We start from the raw sequence: 16,516 nt of genomic DNA, 5'->3' as shown, positions 1-16,516 counted from the left end.
GATGTACCACGCGGTGGACCACGAACCAGCTCCGGCCACCCGCCGGCTGTCCGTCTCCCCCGAGGCGTTCGCCACGCAGATGGCGGTCGTCGCCGCCCGCGGGTTCACCGCGCTCACCACGGCCGAACTGGCCGAGGCCTGGCGCACGGGCGGGAGCCTGCCCGCGCGCCCGGTCCTGATCACCTTCGACGACGGCTACGAGGGGGTGCACCGGCACGCGCTGCCCGTACTCGCCAAGCACGGCTTCGCGTCGACGCTGTTCGTCTCCACGGGCTGGCTGCGGGGGGCGCACGACGAGGGCGGCGCCCTGGACACCATGCTCGACTGGGACCAGGTGCGCGAACTGGCCGCCGCCGGTACGGAGATCGGCGGTCACACCCACACCCATCCGCAACTCGACCAGGTCGACGAGCGACGCCTCTGGTACGAGACCCTGCGCTGCAAGGAGCTCGTCCGCGAGGAACTCGGCCGCGCGCCGATGTCGTTCGCCTACCCGTACGGCTACTCGGACCGCCGGGTCCGGCGCACGGTCCGGGCGGCGGGCTACGCCCAGGCGCTCGCGGTCGGGAACGCGGCGGCGCGGCGCCGGCAGGGACCGTACGCGCTGGAGCGGCTGACCGTACGGCGCTCCACCGGGATCGAGGAGTTCGAACGCCTCGTGGAGGGCCGGGCGATCACCCGCACCTTCGCCGCGGACCGAGCGCTGACCAAGGGCTACGCACTGGTCCGCCGTACCCTGGCCGCGGTCCGCTCGGCGGGGCGGTACGGGCTCTGAGGATCCGGGGCCGTGGCGGGCCCCGGATCGTCCCGTTCAAAACACCGTGCACGGAATGCCCGGTTGCCGGATCATGGTCGCCATGTCTGCCACGCCATCCGAGGATTCCGCGCCATCCGGGCCCGCGCCGACCGGGTCCGCGCCGTCCGAGAGGCCCGTGCCGGCCGCTGGGTCCGCGCCGTCCGTCGGGTCCACGCCGTCCGAGCCGCATCGGGCGCTGCCCATCCGGCTCAACGTCGACGACAGCGACTCGCCGTCCGACGTCATCGACGCGCTCTTCCTCGGCCGGTTCGCCACGGGCGAGCAGCCGCACTCGCACAGCACGTCCCTGGACCGGGTGAAGCCCGCCGCGACGCTCCTGCCCGCCGGGGCGACGGTGGTGCGCGCGGCCAAGGACGACGACCGCGCCGCCATGCTCGCCGAGGGCGAGGGCTGGACGCTGCTGATCTCCCGCTGGAACAGGGGCGCGGACGTCACGGTCACCGCGACCGCGCCCGAGCTGGCGGAGAAGATCCTCGAGGAGGCGACGGACGGGGCGAGGGACGAGCCCGAACCGCAGCCCGAGAACGTGACGATGGGCTTCTGGTACGTGTCGCCGCGACGCGGGCCGTACCGGACGACCCGGCAGATCAGCGCGGGCACCTGGGAGGAGATCCGGCCGAACTACACGGCGCCCGTGGCCGACGCGATGGACCGGCTGATGAAGGTCACCCCGGACGACATCGCGGGCCGGCTGCTGCTGCTCCACGGACCGCCGGGCACCGGGAAGACCTCGGCGCTGCGCACCCTCGCCCGCTCCTGGCGGGACTGGTGCCAGGTGGACTGTGTCCTGGACCCGGAGCGGCTCTTCAACGACGTCGGCTATCTGATGGACATCGCGATCGGCGAGGACGAGGGCACGGCGAAGGGGCGGTGGCGGCTGCTGCTCCTGGAGGACTGCGACGAGCTGATCCGCGGTGAGGCGAAGCACACGGCGGGGCAGGCGCTGTCCCGGCTGCTGAACCTGACGGACGGGCTGCTCGGCCAGGGCCGGAACGTCCTCGTGGGCGTCACGACCAACGAGGACCTGGAGCGGCTGCACCCGGCCGTGGTCCGGCCCGGCCGGTGCCTGGCGCGGATCGAGGTGGGCGGGCTCACCCGGAGCGAGGCGGTGGGGTGGCTGGGCCGCGAGGAGGGCGTGGGCCGCGAGGGCGCGACGCTGGCGGAGCTGTACGCCCTGCGGCGCGGAACATCGGCCCCGGGGCTCCCGGAGCCCCGGACCCCGGACGCGGGCATGTACCTGTAGGACGGTGCCGTGGGGCCCAGGACGGGGCCCCTGAGACCCCAGGGCGCCGCCCCCGGTGCGGGATCAGCTTCCGTACGCCGCCCGGAGCGCGTCCGTCACCGCCGCCGACGCCGCCTCGTGGGTCAGGCCCAGGCGCCTCGCCTCCCCCGCGTACGTCGCCGCCGCGGTCGCCGCCAGGCGGGCCGCCGCGTCGCCCGCCGCGGCGACGAACGTGCCGTGGCGGCCCCGGGTCTCGATGACGCCGTCCGCCTCCAGCGACTTGTACGCCTTGGCGACCGTGTTCGCCGCGAGGCCCAGCTCCTCCGCCAGGCCGCGTACCGTCGGCAGTTTGTAGCCGACCGGAACGGCGCCGGAACGGGCGCGCTCCGCGATCTGGGCGCGCAGTTGTTCGTACGGGGCGGTCGACGAGTCCGTGTCCACGGTGATTCGCAATGTCACGGCCCGATTCTCCCCCCGCTCCGGGGGAAAATGGGAGGCGGCCGCGCAACACCGCCGCGTAGCGTGCGGCACCATGACTGTGATCGTCCGTGATGTACGACCCGAGGACGCCGAGGACTTCGCGCGCGTCCGGCGGGCCGCGCTCCCGTTCATGCTGACGAACGCCGCCCAGGTGGCCTTCGACTGGGCCCACGCCCATCCCGACGCGCATGACCGGCCGCTGGTCGCCGAGATCGACGGCGAGGTCGTCGGCACGGCCCGGCTCGGCGTCGTGCACGACGCGCCGGAGCCCGGTGTCGGCTCGGTCGACATCTACGTCCACCCGGAGAAGCGACGGCTCGGCGCGGGCACGCTGCTGATGCACGCCGCGGAGGAGCACCTCGCGCAGCGCGGGGCGAGCACGCTCTACAGCTGGGTCCTCGACGATCCGGAGTTCCGTGGCTTCGCCGAGCGGCGCGGGTACTCCGCACGCCGTTCCGCGCACTTCCTCCGCCTCGACCTCGCCTCCGCCGAGCTGCCGCCGCTCGTGGAGCCGCCGGCGGGTGTCGAGCTGCGGAGTGCCGCCGCCTTCGACGCCGATCCCCGTCCGCTGTTCGTCCTCGACGCACTGACCACGGCCGACGAGCCCGGTGACGTCGGTGCCGAGCTGACGGACTACGAGCACTGGCTGGCGACCACCTGGAACCATCCGCTGTTCGACCCCGAGCTGACCACGGTCGCGGTCGTGGACGGCCGCCCCGCCGCGTTCAGCGCCGCCCAGACCGACGGCCGGGGGCGGTACAACTCCGGGATGACCGGCACCGACCCGGCCTTCCGCGGGCGCGGCCTCGCCAAGCTGGCCAAGAACCACTCCCTGCACCGGGCCCGGGCCGCCGGCTGCACGGAGGCGTTCACCGGGAACGACGCGGGCAACGGGCCCATGCTGGCGATCAACAAGTGGTTCGGATACGAGATCTGCGCGACGGAGGTACGTCATGCCCGCATGCTCGGTTGAGGTCGTGCTCGTGAAGGCGGGCCGCACGAAGATCCGCTACCCCGCCGAGGTCCTCGCCGACGACGGCATCCGGCTGGCGGTCCGCGCTCCATGGGCGGCCGAGGGGGTGCGGGACTTCGGCTTCGTACGGTTCGAGCCGGGCGACGTGTTCGTGGAGCACTACTGGCGCGACCGCTGGTACGCGGTCAAGGAGGTCCGCTCCTCGGACGGGACGCTCAAGGGCTGGTACTGCGACGTCACCCGGCCGGCCGAGGTCGAGGGCGCGGAGGTCGTGGTCGAGGACCTGGACCTGGACCTGTGGGTGTCGGCGGACGGCAGCGAGGTGCTGCGGCTCGACGAGGACGAGTTCCAGGCGAGCGGCCTGGCCGCTTCCGACCCGGAGGCGGCGGCCCGCGCCGTCGACGCCCTCGACGAGCTCGAACTGCTGGGCCGCGAGGGGCTGAGGAAGCTGCTGGGCTGAGCGGCGCACGGTGGCGTGGTCTCGACGCTCGCGGACATGCGTGTCTGGTCCCGCGCCCTGGCGACGGGTGAGCTGCTTGAACCGGAGGTCTGGGCCGAGGCGCAGAAGGACCCGGTCCCCTTCGTCTTCGCGGGGAACTACAACGGGCCCGGAACCTGGAGCTACGGACTGGGGTTCGTCGAGACCGGCGGCTTCATCGGCGGCGAGGGCAGCTTCGCCGGTTACGAGTCCACGACGATGTACCCTCGCGCCGGACGTCGATCGCGGTGGCGTCCACGAAGAACCCCCGCCATCACGCCTCCACCGATGTTCCAGGCCCTCGCCATGGCGGTCTACGGCCCGGACATCGGCTTCGGTCTGACGCCCGAGCAGGCGCTAGAGCCCACGTACACGGGCGGCGCGGGGTGGACCCGCCGGCCTCGGCCCGTAGGGCGATGCACGCCGACCCCTACCCCAGGATCACGGCCGCGTCCCTGGTGGCCAGGAAGCCGGGCATGGGCGCGCCCAGCGGGCCCGAGGGCGTGAGCTGCATCAGGGTCGCCCTCACCCGGGCCGCGCCGGGCCGGTAGCCGGGCTCCTTCACGACGGCCGTGTTGGACCAGTCGCGCACCTGGCCGTCACAGACGGCCCGGGTGCCGCCGATGCCGGCGGAACGGTCCTCCTGGACGAGCGTGCTGCTGACGAAGACCGGTCCCGCACTGTCGTCGACGCAGCGGTACGTGCCGGAGACGGTGACCGTGCCGTCGGCGGCGACCGTTCCGTACGCCTCGACGGAGAGGACGTCGGCGGAGCCCGCGTGGGCGGCGCCGGCCGCGGTGGCGACCAGCAGCGAGCCGAGCGAGAGGGCGAGTCGGAAGCGCATGGGGAGATCCCTTCGGGGTGGGGGGTGTGTCGCCCGCCAGGGATATCGGATCAAGCCCCGAGGTGTCCGAAACTCACCCTATCGGGGGCGAGTTGAGGTGCTTGCGGTAATGAATACGGTCGTACGGTCCGTCCGCCCGGCGCTCGACGACCTCGAAGCCGTACCGCTCGTACATCTTCTGGTTCTCCCACATCATCGCGTTGGTGAGCAGCCGGACCTCGGGCAGCCCGAGGGCGCGGGCTCGGGACTCCACGAAGGCGACCAGACGGCTGCCGAGGCCGGTGCCCTGCGCGTCCGGGTGGACGGCGATGTTGTCGAGATACAGATGGTCGGCCTCGGTCCTGAGGACCACGAGGCCGACCACCGGGCCGCCGGCGACGAACACCCTCCCCGCGGCGACGTCCGCCGCGTGATCGGCCTCCATCGGGGCCGGCACGAGGCCGATCCGCTCGATGTAGTGGTGATAGGCCGCGTCGGTCACGGCCTTCACCCGGGGGACGTCGGTGCTCGTCGCGAGCCGGATGTCCTGTGTCATGCCGACACGTTACGGCGGCGGACGATCACCTTCTTCAGCAGGGGCCAGGCGAGGAGGACGGCGATGACCGCGTAGACGGTCACGGAGAAGGGCGTGTTCACCAGGCCCGTGAGCGAGCCGTCGCTGATCTGGAGCGCGCGGCGCAGCTGCTGTTCGGCGGCCGGGCCGAGGATGACGCCGATGACGGCGGGCAGCACGGGAAGGCCGTAACGCCGCATGCCGAACCCGATCAGGCCGATGATCAGCAGGATGACGAGGTCGAGCGCCTCGCCGCCGACCGCGTACGCGCCGACGGCGGCGAAGAAGAGGATGCCGGCGTAGAGGTACGGGCGCGGGATGCGGAGCAGCTTGGCCCAGACGGGCGCGAGCGGCAGGTTGAGCGCGAGCAGCAGGACCATGCCGACGAAGAGCGAGGCGATCAGGCCCCAGACCAGGTCGGGTTCGCGTTCGAAGAGCAGCGGTCCGGGCTGGATGCCGTACTGCTGGAAGGCGGCGAGCATGACGGCGGCGACGGCGGTCGTCGGCAGGCCCAGGGTCAGCATGGAGACGAGTGTTCCCGCGGCGGAGGCGGAGGCGGCGGACTCGGGCCCGGCGACTCCCTCGATGGCGCCCTTGCCGAACTGGTCCTTGTGCCGGGAGAACCGCTTCTCGGTGACGTACGAGAGGAAGGTCGGGATCTCGGCGCCTCCCGCGGGGATCGCGCCGAACGGGAAGCCGATGACGGGCCCGCGCAGCCAGGACTTCCAGGTGCGCCGTACGTCGTCCTTGCCGAGCCACGGCCGGCCGACCGGGATGGCTTCGCCGGCCGTACGGCGCAGATGCGCGGCGACCCACAGCGCCTCGCCGATCGCGAAGAGGCCGACCGCGACGATCACCACGTCGATGCCGTCGGCGAGCTGGAGCGAGCCGAAGGTGAGCCGCTGCTGCCCGGTCATCTGGTCGAGGCCGACCAGGCCGAGGGTGAGGCCGATGAGGAGCGAGGCGAGGCCGCGGATCCGGGAGGAGCCGAGGACGGAGGTCACGGCGATGAACGCGAGGACCATGATGGCGAAGTAGTCGGGTGCTCCGATGTCGACGGCGAGCGCGGCGACGGTCGGGGCGAGGGCGACGAGCAGGAGCGTGCCGATCATGCCGCCGGCGAAGTGGCCGATGGCGGCGGCCGCAAGCGCCTGTGCGCCGCGGCCCGCCTTGGCCATGGGGTTGCCTTCCATGGCGGCGACGACGGCCGCGCTCTCACCGGGGGTGTTGAGCAGGATCGAGGTGGTGGAGCCGCCGAACATCGCCCCGTAGTAGATGCCGGCGAACATGATGAAGGCGCCGGTCGGTTCGAGTCCGTACGTCACCGGGAGCAGCAGGGCCACGGCCATGGCGGGGCCGATGCCGGGCAGGACGCCGATGGCGGTGCCGAGGAGCACGCCGAGCGCGGCCCACAGCAGGTTCATCGGGGTGAGGGCCGTACCGAATCCGTCGATCAGGGAGTTCAGTGAGTCCATGGTCAGAGCACTCCCATCAGCGGGCCGCCGGGCAGCGGAACGCCGAGCAGGTTGTTGAAGACGACGTAGGTGAGGAGGGAGAGTCCGGCCGCGATCAGCGGGTCGCGGTGGAGGTGGCGGCTGCCGAGGGCGTAGGACGCGCCCCAGAAGAGGAGGGCCCCGGACACGGGGAAGCCGACCGGTCCGATGAGGACGGCGAAGGCGAGGAAGACCCCGGCGAGGAGCAGGACCGTGCGCCAGTCGCCGGGCTCGGAGAGGTCGACGTCCTCGCCGCCCTCCGACTCGCCGCGGCCGCCGCGCATGACGTCGATCGCGAGGAGGACCGCGACGACGAGCAGGCCGGCCCCCACCACGACGGGGACGGTTCTGGGGCCGACCGGGCCGCGCTGGGCGATGTCGACGGTCATGGTGAGCGCGTCGGTGAGAACGAGGACGCCGATGAGGAAGAGAAGGGCGCCGACGCCGAGTTCGGAGTGCTCGCGCAGCCAGGACCTCTTCGCCTGCGCGGTGGGGGACGGGGTGGTCTCGGTGGTCGTCACAGTCCCAGCTCCTTCAGTACCGACGCGACCTGCCTGTCCTGTTCGGTGAGGAAGGTGCCGAACTGCTCGCCGGGCAGGAAGGCGTCGTTCCACCCGTTCTTCTTCAGCGACTCGCGCCACTGCGGAGAGTCGTGCAGCTCCGTCACCAGGCCGACGAGCTTGTCGCGCTCGGCGTCGGAGAGGCCGGGCGGGGCGACGATCCCGCGCCAGTTGATGAACTCGGTGTCGAGCCCGGCCTCACGCAGGGTCGGGGCGTCGAGGCCGGGGACCCGCTCCGCGCCGGTGACGGCGAGGAGCCGCAGCTCGCCGGACTCGATCTGGTCGAGGTACTCACCGACGCCCGAGACGCCGAAGGCGACCTTGTTGCCGAGGATGGAGGCGAGGAGTTCGCCGCCGCCGTCGAAGGGGATGTAGTTGACGCTCTTCGGTGCGATGCCGGCGGCCCTGGCCATCAGCATCGGGGCGAGGTGGTCGGGCCCGCCGGGCGCGGAGCCGCCGCCGACGGGCAGCTTGCCGGGGTCCTTCTTCCAGGCCGCGATCAGGTCCTGGATGGTCTTGTACGGGGAGTTCTTGCCAACCACGACGATGTCCTGCTCCATGGTGAGCCGGGCGATCGGGGTGGTGTCGGCGAGGGTCTTCGGGGTCTTGTTGGTGTGGACGGCGCCGACGACGCCGAGGCCCATGGACATGGCGAGCTTGCCGTTGCCGTGCTCGCCGACGAGCCGGGTGAGGCCGACGGTGCCGCCGGCACCGGGCAGGTTGAAGACCTCTATGCCGGTGGTGAGACCGGCGTCCTCGGCGTTCTTGGCCGCGGTGCGGGCGGTGATGTCGTATCCGCCGCCGGGTGTGTTGGGGACCATGACGCGCAGACCGGGGATCCGGGTGCCCGTGTCGGAGCCGCTGCCGGTGGCGAGCAGGGGCGGCCCCACCAACACCAGCAGCGCGGCCCCGAGCAGGGCGAGGGGGGTGCGTGGACGCACGTGTGCCGCCTCTCGATCGGTATGTGAAGTGGCCCACATGTTGCCTGCGCGTTAAGAAGCTGTCTCTCTTCCGCAACCAACGGACGTTGTGGTCCTTGTGGTCGCGACCTAGCGTGTCGGCGTGACGAAGGTGCTGGTGGTGGACGACGACTTCATGGTCGCGAAGCTGCACAGCCGTTATGTGTCGGCCGTGGACGGTTTCTCCGTCGTCGGGGTCGCGCACAGCGGCGGTGAGGCACTGCGCCTCGCCGACCGGCTGCGCCCGGATCTCGTCCTGCTCGACATCTACCTGCCCGACATGGACGGCATCTCGGTCCTGCGCGAGCTGCGCGGGGCGGGTCTCGCGGTGGACGCGCTGTTCATCACGGCGGCGCGGGACGCGGGCATGATCCGCTCGGCGCTGCGGGCGGGGGCGCTGCACTATCTGATCAAGCCGTTCAACCAGTCGGCGCTCCAGGAGCAGCTGCGGCACGTGGCCTCGCTGCGGAGCAGGCTGGACGACCTGGACGAGGCGCGTCAGGAGGACGTGGACCAGATCTTCGGCACCCGCCCGCCGGGCTCGCGCGAACTCCCGAAGGGCCTGGCCGCGCACACGGCGGACCTGGTGGACGGCATCCTGCGGGCCCACCCCGAGGGCCTGTCGGCAACGGAATGCGCGGAGGCGGGCTCCCTGTCCCGCGTCAGCGCCCGCCGCTACCTGGAGTACTTCGCGGAGACGGGCCGCGCGGAGATCACCCTGCGGTACGGCGGAACGGGCCGCCCGGAACGGCGCTACCGGCGACTGGGGTAGCTGGGGCAGCGACCGGGCCCCGGCTCCTTCCTGAGCCCGCTCTTACCTGTGCCTTAAAGCGATCCTAAGGATCGCCGTCTCCCGCTCTCCGCGGCCTTTTTCGAGGTTTCCGGCGGCTAGCTTGCTGAGCGAACCCCCACGCCCCACCCTCGTGAAGGAGCTGTCCCCCCATGACCTCTCGCCGTACCGCCGTCTCAGCCGTCACCGCCACCGCCGCGGTGGCCCTGTCGGGTCTCGTCGCCGCGCCGGCCTTCGCGCACGGGTCCATGACCGATCCGGTGAGCCGGGTGTCCGCCTGTTACGCGGAGGGGCCGGAGAGCCCGAAGTCGGCGGCGTGCAAGGCGGCCGTCGCGGCGAGCGGGGCGCAGGCGTTCTACGACTGGAACGCGGTGAACATCGCCAACGCCGCCGGGAAGCACCGCGACCTGATCCCGGACGGCAAGCTGTGCAGCGCCGGCAACGACAAGTACCGCGGTCTCGACCTGGCCCGCGCCGACTGGCCGGCCAGCACGCTCGCCTCCGGGAAGCACACCTTCCGCTACAAGGGGACGGCCCCGCACCGGGGTTCCTTCGAGCTGTACGTGACGAAGGACGGCTACGACCCCTCGAAGCCGCTGAAGTGGTCGGACCTGGAGGAGAAGCCGTTCGCGACGGTGACCGACCCGCGGATGGAGAGCGGCGACTACGTCTTCGACGGCACGATCCCGAACAAGTCCGGCCGCCACCTGATCTACTCGATCTGGCAGCGCTCCGACTCCCCCGAGGCGTTCTACACCTGCTCGGACGTCGTGTTCGGGAAGGACAACGGCGGTACGACCGCGCCGACGGCGACCGCGCCGACCGACGAGGAGTACGAGGACGGGGAGGACAAGTCCTCCGTCGAGCACGGCGGTCACGGGGACGACCACGCCGGGACCGGCGCCCAGGAGACGGCCGCCGCGCCCGCGTCCTCGGCGCCCGCGGCGACGACCGAACCCGCGCCCTCGGAGCCCGCCGCCTCGGCCGCGCCCAACGAGCCCGCCGCCGCCGGCTCGGGCGAGCGGCTCGCCGAGACCGGGGGCGACGCCACCACCTCGTACCTCGCGATGGGTGGCGCCGCCGTCCTGGCACTCGGCGCGGCGGTGCTCTTCGGTGCGAGCCGCCGCCGCCCCGGCCGTCGCTAGCCGATCACCGACAGGCAGGTCGTCGGGGTCGCGTGGGCCGGGTCGAGGGCGTTGGTGACCTCATGGAACGTGACCCGGTCCACCGTCCCGATCGCCACGTGCTCCGAGAGGTCGAGCGCGCACTTGTCCTGGATGACGACGTTGGTGACGTTCGGACCGTCGAGGAATCCCGAGCGGTACGGGGTGACGACCTCGTCGTACTTGGTCGTGATGACCGTGTAGGTGACGCCCGGGACCGTGTCCCCGCCCGCGTTGAGCCGGGTGATGAACGGGGAGCCCGCGATCTGGTCGGCGAGGCCCGGGGTGTTGTTCGTGACGAAGTCCTCGACGCCGGGGAAGTACGGCAGGAGCTTGGTGAGGCCGAGGAGGGTCGTGCCGTGGTTGTCGGGGGCGATCCCGACCAGCGCGTTGACCTTCTCGGCCCCGCCGAGGAACTTCAGGTAGTACCGCGGCATCATGCCGCCCTGCGAGTGGCCGACGAGGTCGGCCTCGGCGGCGCCGGTGGCCGCGAGGACCCTGTCGACGTAGGCGTCGAGCTGTTCGGCGGACTTGTCGATGGGGCCGAGCCCGTGGAAGAAGGGCACGTTGGGCAGCTGGCCGTAGTCGAGCGAGAAGACGCAGTACCCACGGTTGACGAGGTACGGCGCGAGGGCCAGCCAGTTGTCGATGGAGTTCCCGAACGTGCCGTGGACCAGCACGACCGGGCGCGGGTGGGCGGCCGAGGGCTTGCAGGAGAAGTCGTTCCAGCCACGGCTGGAGGCGGCGGCCGTGGTGTCGGTGGTGGCCGCCTGGGCCGAGGCGGCGGTGGGGGCGAGGGTGGCGGCGGCGGTCAGCAGCAGGACCGAGAGCGTTCTGAGCGCGTGTCTTTTCCAGGGCAGCATCGTGCGATCTCCTTGCGGCTCAAGGGAAATCAGGAACGAACGACGGCAGTAAGCCCTGCGGCCCGGACCACAAGTGGGGATGCTCTGCTTCTAGCCAAGCTACGCACGGGTAGCCTCGGCTGGGAAGTTACGCGTCGGTAAAAAGTGACTTCTCGTCAGCAAGGTCGCCGGTAGGGAGTAACGGCCGGACTCAGGCCGCCAGCGAGCCCGGCACGATCGCCCGGGGACCGAACTTCGCCCGCGCCCGGTCCGCCACCGCCTCGAGCCGCCGGGCCTTCTCGTCCGCCGGGTCGAAGGTCAGCTGGTGCGCGGCCCCCTCCGCCGGCGCGAGCCCCTCCGCGCGCAGCGCGATCCCCCGCACCCGGGCCCGCTGGAGCCCGAAGGAGCCGTGGATCGTGTACACGAGGGCGGCCAGCGCCGCCGAGTGCGCGGTCGGTTCGGGCAGCGTCCGGGTACGGGTGGTGGTGGACCGGTCCGCGTACCGCACGGTCACCGTCAGGGAGCGGCACACCTGCCGTTCCGAGCGCATCCGGGCACCCAGCTCCTCGGTGAGCGAGAGCAGCGCCCTGCGCTGGGCCGTCGGGTCCAACTCGTCGTGGGGGAAGGAGCGTTCGGCCGCCAGCGACCGGGAGGCCGCGTTCGGTACGACCGTGCTCCTGTCGATCCCCCGGGCCCGCTCGGCGAGTTCGCGTCCGGCCTTCGCGCCGACGAGCCGCTGGAGCACGGCGAGCGGCGCGTCCGCGACCCGCCCGATGGAGTCGAGTCCGTACGAGCAGAGGGTACGGGCGGTGGTGCGGCCGACCCCGTCGAGCGCGACGACCGGGCGCTCCCGCAGGAAGGCGGCCGGATCCTCGACGACCTGGGTGACACCGGGGCGCGCCTCGCGGGCCGCCATGCGGGCCAGCATCGGGTTCGGCCCGACCCCGATGACGCAGTCGACGCCGTACAGGGCGAGCGCCCTGACCCGTACCACCGAGGCGAGTTCCGTCGGGGTCCAGCCGAAGTAGCGCAGCGCGCCGCGGACGTCGGCGAGCAGGGTGTCGGGCGGGCAGGCCTCGACGACCGGGGTGAACTCGCCGAGCAGCCCGACCAGCCGGGGAAGCATCGCCTCCCCCGGGGCGTCGAGCCGGAACCGTACACAGAGGATCATCCCGCGCTCCCCGGACTCTGGTGCCACAGCTTCCTTCCGCTGGGAACCCCTTCGCCGGCCGGTTTCAGGTCCGCCCAGGGGTTCATCTCGTATCCGGTCTCCATCGTGATCCGGCGCCCGTTGTCGGTCCCGCCCGTGCGTCCGGGCTGTCCGGGCCGTTCGGGCCGTTCGGGCCGTTCGGGCCGGTCGGCCAGGCGCGCCGCCACCGCCTCCAGACCGCCGGAGGCGCGCACCTCCACCAGCTCGGCGAGGTTCCAGGCCGCGGAACCGACCACGCTGAGGCTGCGCGGGCCGCGCCGCTGCACCACGCCCCGGACGAGCAGCAGCCAGGAGTGGAAGACGGTGTGCGCGCAGGCCTCGTGGGAGTCGTCGAAGAAGGCGAGGTCGACCAGGCCCGTGCCGTCGTCGAGCGTGGAGAAGATGACCCGCTTGCCGGAGCGGATCGGCGGGGTCTGGGTGGCCGCCTTGGCGCCCGCGACCAGGACGGTCTCTCCGTGCCGGGCCTCGCGCAGCCGTCTGGCGGAGACCACGCCGAGTTCGCGCAGGAAGGCGTGGTGGTCGGCCATGAGGTGGCGCGAGGCGTCCATGCCGAGGACCCCGAGCTCGGCGCTGAGCCGCTCCGACTCGTCGAGGTCGGGCAGACCGATGGGGGCGGTCTTCCGGCCCTGGGCGAGCGGGAGTTGACCTCCGTAGGAGGCGGCTCCGCGCTGGGTGCGGTGGAGCTCGGTCACGTGCAGCAGCAGATCACGGCGGTTGGCTCCGAAGGCGTCCAACGCGCCGACCTGCGCGAGTCGTTCGGCCACCGGTTTACGGGGCCGGGCCCGCTCCCAGAAGTCGAGCAGCGAGGCGTAGGGCTGTCCGGTCTCGATCCGCGCGCTCTCGGCCTCGCTGATGCCGTGGACGTCGGCGAGGGCGAGCCGCAGTCCCCACCGCTCCGGCGTACCGGACACCAGTTCGATTCGATGTGCGGCCGCGGACCGGTTCACGTCCAGCGGCAGCACCGGCACCCCGCGCCGCCGGGCGTCCGCCAGCAGCAGCCGCTTCGGGTACATCCCCGGGTCGTGGGTGAGCAGCCCGGCGTAGAAGGCCGCCGGGTGGTGCGCCTTGAGCCAGGCCGACTGGTACGTGGGTACGGCGAAGGCGACCGCGTGCGCCTTGCAGAAGCCGTACGAGCCGAAGGCCTCGACGATCTCCCAGGTGCGGGCGACGACCTCGGGGCCGTATCCGCGCTCCTCCGCCCGCTGCGCGAACCAGACCTTGATCCGGCCCTGCGACTCGGGGTGCGAGAGCCCTCGCCGCGCCTGGTCGGCCTCGCCCCGGCCGCAGCCGGTCATGATCCGTACGATCTCGATGATCTGCTCGTGGAAGACGACGACGCCGTACGTCTCCTTCAGTGCGCCCTCCAGGTCGGGGTGCGGGTAGCGGACGGGCGCCCGGCCGTGGCGGGCCTCGATGAACGGACGGACCATGTCGGCGGCGACCGGCCCCGGCCGGAAGAGCGAGATGTCGACGACGAGGTCGTGGAAGGTGCTGGGCTGGAGCCGGCCGACCAGATCACGCTGGCCGGGCGACTCGATCTGGAAGCAGCCGAGCGTCTCGGTGGACTGGATGAGCCGGTACGTCGCGGGGTCGGCGGACGGGAGCGCGTCGATGTCCGGCCGGGCGCCGGTGGCCCGCTCCACCTCGGCGACGGCGTGCGCCATGGCTGACTGCATCCGCACACCGAGGACGTCGAGCTTGAGCAGCCCGAGGTCCTCCACGTCCTCCTTGTCGAACTGGGACATGGGGAACCCCTCGCCGCTGGTGGGCACGACGGGGGTACGGGTGAGCAGCGAGGCGTCCGAGAGCAGGACCCCGCACGGGTGCATGGCGATCCCTCGGGGGAGGCCGTCGAGGGCCTCGACGAGCTCCCAGAGCCTGCCGAACCTCTCCCTCTCCTTCGCCAGTTCGCGCAGTTCGGGCAGTTCGTCGAGGGCGGCGCGGGCGTCCCGGGCGCGGATGTGCGGGAACGCCTTGGCGATCCGGTCGATCTCGGCCGGGTCCATGGACAGGGCCGCGCCCACGTCCCGTACGGCATGGCGGACCCGGTAGGTCTCCGGCATGGAGACGGTGGCGACCCGCTCGGTGCCGAAGCGGTCGATGATCGCGCGGTAGACCTCCAGGCGCCGGGCGGACTCCACGTCGATGTCGATGTCGGGAAGGGCGGTGCGGTTCTTGGACAGGAAGCGCTCCATGAGCAGGCCGTGCTCGACGGGGTCGGCGTGGGCGATGCCGAGGAGATGGTTGACGAGGGAGCCGGCGCCGGAGCCGCGGGCGGCGACCCGGATCCCCATCCTCTTCACGTCGTCGACGACCTGAGCGACCGTCAGAAAGTAGGTGGCGAAGTGGTGATGGGCGATGATGTCGAGCTCGCGGTGCATCCGGTCCCAGTAGTCGCGGCGCCGTTCGTATCCGCGCAGCACCATGCCGGCGGCGGCCCGGGAGGCCAGCACGCGCTGGGCGGTGCGGCGCTCGGCGCCGACGAGGGACGGTTCGGGGAAGTGGGCGGAGCCCATGCCGAGGTCGTCCTGGGGGTCGACCAGGCAGTCGGCCGCGACCGCCTGGGTCTGGTCGAGCAGCCGGTACGCGGTGTCCCGGCGGAAGCCCGCGGCCTCGACGATCCGCTCGGCGGTGGCCAGCATGTCGCCGCCGCCCTTGAGCCAGGCCTCGCCGCTGTCGAGCTCCTTGCGGGGGTCGACGGGGACGAGGCGGCGGGCGGAGTCGAGGACGTCGGCGACGGGGCCCTGGCCGGCGTCGGCGTAGCGGACGGCGTTGCCGAGGACGGGACGGACGCCGTGCTCGGCGGCGAAGCCGACGGTACGGGCGGCGAGCCGCAGCGAGCCGGGACCGGCGCCGGAGCGGCCGTGGTGGACGGCCTCGAGACGGAGGGCGTCGCCGTACCGCTCGCGCCAGGGCGCGAGGAGCCGGGCGGCCCGGTCGGGGCGCCCGGCGGCGAGCGCCTGCCCGACGTCGGAGGCGGGCCCGAGCAGGACGACGAGGTCGTCGCCATGGTTGTCGTCCCAGGCCAGCAGAGGCCCGCCCGTCTCGCGGGCATGGGCGGCGCTGACCATCCGGCAGATCGCGGCCCAGCCGGCGCGGGACCGGGCGAGGAGGACGGCCCGGGAGGCGGACTCGTCGACGAAGGCCCCGCCGCGCACGGGCACGCGCCGCGCGGAAACCCCACCGCGCCCAGGCCACCGGGACACGGCCTGCCCGGACCCGCCCAGGACCCCGCGGGCGCCGACGAGACCACCGGAACCGCCCGGGGCCCCACGGACGCCGAGGCCACCGGAACCGGCCGTCGGCGCGACCGGCCCGGACCCGCCCTGGGCCACGGCGTCCGCGCCGGACGGACCGGACGTGCCCGACGTGCCCGACGGGCCGGACGGACCCGACGGGCCGACGCCACGGGTGTCCGAAGCGGACAGCCCGTGAGAGGGAGCGGACACGGCCGGGGTGGAGCCCGGCTCGGCACCCGGCAAGGACGACGACCCGGCCGGTACGACTCCCGAGCCGGACGCCCCGGCCCCGGACCCACCGGAACCACCCGGGACCCCGGTGCTCTCGGCCTCCGCGACGGCACCGGAGCCGGCGGAAGCCGCCGGGTCCACCGCCCCCGCGCCGGACGCACCGGAGCCACCGGGCGCGCCCCGCTCCGTACCGGCCTCGGCCACACCTCCCGGCGCACCCGCACCACCCCTACGGCCCGCACCGCCCCTGCCCGTACCCGTACCGCCCCCCGACACCCCCCGGCCGAAGCCGTTCACGGCGTACACGCGCACGTCGGCGTCGTCGGCCGTCCCGGCGGCCGACGGGGCGATCGCCAGGTCCACGCCGAACAGCGGACGCACGCCCGCCGCCTCGCAGGCCTTCGCGAAGCGGATCACGCCCGCGACCGTGTCGCGGTCCGTGAGGGCGAGCGCGTCCATGCCCCGCTCCGCCGCGCGCTCCGCCAGCCATTCAGGGTGCGAGGCGCCGTACCGCAGGGAGAAGCCCGATGCGGTGTGCAGATGCGTGAACCCCGGCATACACACCTCCCGCATCGATTCGCACGTATGTTCCCACCCCCTCCTCCTCACCATAGACCATTTCGAACGTCCGTACGATACGCCGCGCACCTCATCCGTTCGGC

15 protein-coding genes are annotated in these 16,516 nt (G+C 72.7%); 6 read left to right on the top strand and 9 right to left on the bottom strand.

Annotation, left to right across the window (positions count from 1 at the left end; translation table 11 throughout):
- The first annotated feature begins 1 nt into the window (after position 1).
- Positions 2–775: a polysaccharide deacetylase family protein gene (locus ACZ3OF_RS23010; RefSeq protein ID WP_361671430.1), complete on the top strand. Its 774-nt coding sequence runs from the start codon at positions 2–4 to the stop codon at positions 773–775.
- A 73-nt stretch (positions 776–848) separates the two neighbouring features.
- Positions 849–2,060 carry a DUF5925 domain-containing protein gene (locus ACZ3OF_RS23005; protein WP_467306509.1) on the top strand — a complete coding sequence of 404 codons (1,212 nt, stop codon included), beginning with the start codon at positions 849–851 and terminating at the stop codon, positions 2,058–2,060.
- A 63-nt stretch (positions 2,061–2,123) separates the two neighbouring features.
- On the opposite strand, the gene ACZ3OF_RS23000 is transcribed toward ACZ3OF_RS23005, so the two are convergent.
- A complete protein-coding gene (locus tag ACZ3OF_RS23000) occupies positions 2,124–2,498 on the bottom strand; it encodes a GntR family transcriptional regulator (protein WP_361671242.1) in 375 nt (124 codons plus the stop codon).
- A gap of 73 nt (positions 2,499–2,571) precedes the next feature.
- On the opposite strand from ACZ3OF_RS23000, the gene ACZ3OF_RS22995 reads away from it, so the two are divergent.
- Positions 2,572–3,492: a GNAT family N-acetyltransferase gene (locus ACZ3OF_RS22995; protein WP_361671245.1), complete on the top strand. Its 921-nt coding sequence runs from the start codon at positions 2,572–2,574 to the stop codon at positions 3,490–3,492.
- Entirely contained in the window at positions 3,473–3,952 is a 480-nt protein-coding gene (locus ACZ3OF_RS22990; RefSeq protein ID WP_361671247.1) for a ribonuclease FAU-1 family protein, read from the top strand. The genes ACZ3OF_RS22995 and ACZ3OF_RS22990 overlap by 20 nt, the downstream gene beginning before the upstream one ends.
- Before the next feature lie 448 nt (positions 3,953–4,400).
- On the opposite strand, the gene ACZ3OF_RS22985 is transcribed toward ACZ3OF_RS22990, so the two are convergent.
- The 5 genes from ACZ3OF_RS22985 to ACZ3OF_RS22965 all read right to left on the bottom strand — a co-directional run bounded on the left by ACZ3OF_RS22985 (position 4,401) and on the right by ACZ3OF_RS22965 (position 8,361).
- The gene (locus tag ACZ3OF_RS22985; protein WP_361671252.1) at positions 4,401–4,814 is read right to left on the bottom strand and encodes a DUF6299 family protein; all 414 of its coding nucleotides are present in this window, start codon (positions 4,812–4,814) and stop codon (positions 4,401–4,403) included.
- A gap of 73 nt (positions 4,815–4,887) precedes the next feature.
- Complete coding sequence (locus ACZ3OF_RS22980; protein WP_467306505.1) at positions 4,888–5,349, bottom strand: GNAT family N-acetyltransferase; 462 nt, start codon at positions 5,347–5,349, stop codon at positions 4,888–4,890.
- The gene (locus ACZ3OF_RS22975; protein WP_361671256.1) at positions 5,346–6,842 is read right to left on the bottom strand and encodes a tripartite tricarboxylate transporter permease; all 1,497 of its coding nucleotides are present in this window, start codon (positions 6,840–6,842) and stop codon (positions 5,346–5,348) included. The genes ACZ3OF_RS22980 and ACZ3OF_RS22975 overlap by 4 nt, the downstream gene beginning before the upstream one ends.
- Positions 6,843–6,844: 2 nt before the next feature.
- The gene (locus tag ACZ3OF_RS22970; RefSeq protein ID WP_467306502.1) at positions 6,845–7,381 is read right to left on the bottom strand and encodes a tripartite tricarboxylate transporter TctB family protein; all 537 of its coding nucleotides are present in this window, start codon (positions 7,379–7,381) and stop codon (positions 6,845–6,847) included.
- Positions 7,378–8,361, bottom strand: coding sequence for a Bug family tripartite tricarboxylate transporter substrate binding protein (locus ACZ3OF_RS22965; protein ID WP_361671261.1), 984 nt, complete (start codon positions 8,359–8,361; stop codon positions 7,378–7,380). Before ACZ3OF_RS22965 ends, ACZ3OF_RS22970 begins: the two co-directional genes overlap by 4 nt.
- 121 nt (positions 8,362–8,482) lie before the next feature.
- Here ACZ3OF_RS22965 and ACZ3OF_RS22960 point away from each other — a divergent pair, with 121 nt between their 5' ends.
- Both ACZ3OF_RS22960 and ACZ3OF_RS22955 read left to right on the top strand, forming a co-directional pair.
- Positions 8,483–9,151: a response regulator gene (locus tag ACZ3OF_RS22960; protein WP_361671263.1), complete on the top strand. Its 669-nt coding sequence runs from the start codon at positions 8,483–8,485 to the stop codon at positions 9,149–9,151.
- Positions 9,152–9,321: 170 nt separating this feature from the next.
- Positions 9,322–10,314, top strand: coding sequence for a lytic polysaccharide monooxygenase auxiliary activity family 9 protein (locus ACZ3OF_RS22955; protein ID WP_361671265.1), 993 nt, complete (start codon positions 9,322–9,324; stop codon positions 10,312–10,314).
- Here ACZ3OF_RS22955 and ACZ3OF_RS22950 read toward each other — a convergent pair.
- From ACZ3OF_RS22950 to dnaE, 3 genes are all read right to left on the bottom strand, one after another.
- On the bottom strand, positions 10,311–11,195 hold the full coding sequence (locus ACZ3OF_RS22950) for an esterase/lipase family protein (protein WP_361671267.1): 885 nt from the start codon (positions 11,193–11,195) through the stop codon (positions 10,311–10,313). The two genes, ACZ3OF_RS22955 and ACZ3OF_RS22950, sit on opposite strands and share 4 nt — an antisense overlap.
- Before the next feature lie 190 nt (positions 11,196–11,385).
- Complete coding sequence (locus ACZ3OF_RS22945; protein WP_467306498.1) at positions 11,386–12,345, bottom strand: DNA polymerase Y family protein; 960 nt, start codon at positions 12,343–12,345, stop codon at positions 11,386–11,388.
- Entirely contained in the window at positions 12,342–16,412 is a 4,071-nt protein-coding gene (dnaE, locus tag ACZ3OF_RS22940) for a DNA polymerase III subunit alpha (RefSeq protein ID WP_467306496.1), read from the bottom strand. Before dnaE ends, ACZ3OF_RS22945 begins: the two co-directional genes overlap by 4 nt.
- Positions 16,413–16,516 lie beyond the last annotated feature (104 nt).

It is taken from the genome of Streptomyces sp. NPDC022552 (genome assembly GCF_055561875.1).
Note: the sequence above shows the minus strand (reverse complement) of the source record. Positions and strands in the feature narration are given on the sequence as shown.

Excerpts from the sequence above, each read along its gene's own strand:
- ACZ3OF_RS22995 (WP_361671245.1), top strand. The coding sequence starts at position 2,572 with ATGACTGTGATCGTCCGTGATGTACGACCCGAGGACGCCGAGGACTTC.
- ACZ3OF_RS22980 (WP_467306505.1), bottom strand. The coding sequence starts at position 5,349 with ATGACACAGGACATCCGGCTCGCGACGAGCACCGACGTCCCCCGGGTG.
- ACZ3OF_RS23005 (WP_467306509.1), top strand. The coding sequence starts at position 849 with ATGGTCGCCATGTCTGCCACGCCATCCGAGGATTCCGCGCCATCCGGG.
- ACZ3OF_RS22945 (WP_467306498.1), bottom strand. The coding sequence starts at position 12,345 with ATGATCCTCTGTGTACGGTTCCGGCTCGACGCCCCGGGGGAGGCGATG.
- ACZ3OF_RS22955 (WP_361671265.1), top strand. The coding sequence starts at position 9,322 with ATGACCTCTCGCCGTACCGCCGTCTCAGCCGTCACCGCCACCGCCGCG.
- ACZ3OF_RS22985 (WP_361671252.1), bottom strand. The coding sequence starts at position 4,814 with ATGCGCTTCCGACTCGCCCTCTCGCTCGGCTCGCTGCTGGTCGCCACC.
- dnaE (WP_467306496.1), bottom strand. The coding sequence starts at position 16,412 with ATGCCGGGGTTCACGCATCTGCACACCGCATCGGGCTTCTCCCTGCGG.
- ACZ3OF_RS22975 (WP_361671256.1), bottom strand. The coding sequence starts at position 6,842 with ATGGACTCACTGAACTCCCTGATCGACGGATTCGGTACGGCCCTCACC.
- ACZ3OF_RS22990 (WP_361671247.1), top strand. The coding sequence starts at position 3,473 with ATGCCCGCATGCTCGGTTGAGGTCGTGCTCGTGAAGGCGGGCCGCACG.
- ACZ3OF_RS22950 (WP_361671267.1), bottom strand. The coding sequence starts at position 11,195 with ATGCTGCCCTGGAAAAGACACGCGCTCAGAACGCTCTCGGTCCTGCTG.
- ACZ3OF_RS23010 (WP_361671430.1), top strand. The coding sequence starts at position 2 with ATGTACCACGCGGTGGACCACGAACCAGCTCCGGCCACCCGCCGGCTG.